At 61.4% G+C, this 1032-nt stretch carries 1 pseudogene; it reads left to right on the top strand.

The features are described 5' to 3' along the window. Positions 1-1023 (top strand): annotated as a pseudogene (locus AC3FLX_RS12110) (IS3 family transposase); the annotation flags it as partial. Positions 1024-1032: the final 9 nt, after the last annotated feature.

Raw genomic sequence — 1032 nt, 5'->3', positions numbered from 1 at the left:
CGCCGTGAGCGCTGGCGAGGCTGTAGTCCCAGCCTCACAGTTGGCTGCAGCGATGAAGGAGATCAGGGAGCTGCAACGGCTGCTGGGCAAGAAGACGCAGGAGGCGGAAATCCTGAAGGAAGCCGTGGAGTACGGGCGCTCAAAAAACTGGATTGCGCGCTCGCCCTTACTGCCCGGGGACGACCAATGAAGACGGTCTGCGATGTCCTCGGCGTGGCGCGCTCTGCGGTGGCAGCAAGACAGGCCCGTTCGTCGGATTGGCAAGATGGTCGCCGCGCACGCCAATACGATGACGCGGCGCTGGTGGCTGAAATCCATGAACTGGTGGCAGACCTGCCGACCTACGGCTACCGGAGGATCTGGGCCTTGCTACGGCGCAGTCACGAGCTGAGCGGGGCCTCGCCCGTAAACGCCAAACGTGTTTATCGCGTTATGCGCGAGCATCAGTTGCTGCTTCGCCGGCCTGGGCGGCGACTCGATACACGTCGCCATGACGGCCGCGTCGCTGTTGACCGTAGCAATGTTCGCTGGTGTTCAGACGGCTTCGAATTCCGTTGCGACGACGGCTCGCCGCTACGCGTAACCTTTGCGCTGGATTGCCATGACCGGGAAGCCATCAGTTGGGCTGCAACCACCGGCGGGCACAGTGGCGATATTGTGCGAGATGTGATGCTGGCCGCCGTCGAACAGCGCTTTGGCGCTGTGCAGACCGAGCGCACCATCGAATGGCTGTCGGACAACGGGTCGGCGTACATCGACCATCGTACCCGCGCCTTCGCGCGGGAGCTGGGACTGGAGCCACTGACCACCCCCGTGCGTTCTCCGCAAAGCAACGGCATGGCCGAATCCTTCGTCAAGACCATGAAACGCGATTACATTGCGTTCATGAACAGGCCCGACGTGCCAACAGCGCTCTCTCAGTTAACGGTCGCATTCGAGCAATACAATGAGCGGCATCCACACAAAGCGTTGAGATATCGTTCGCCTCGCGAGTTCCGGCGAGCTGCCACATCATCAACTTAACGGTGTTTG

Source organism: Cupriavidus sp. 291-E7 (assembly GCF_057798835.1).
This window is presented reverse-complemented; position numbering and strand designations above follow the sequence as displayed.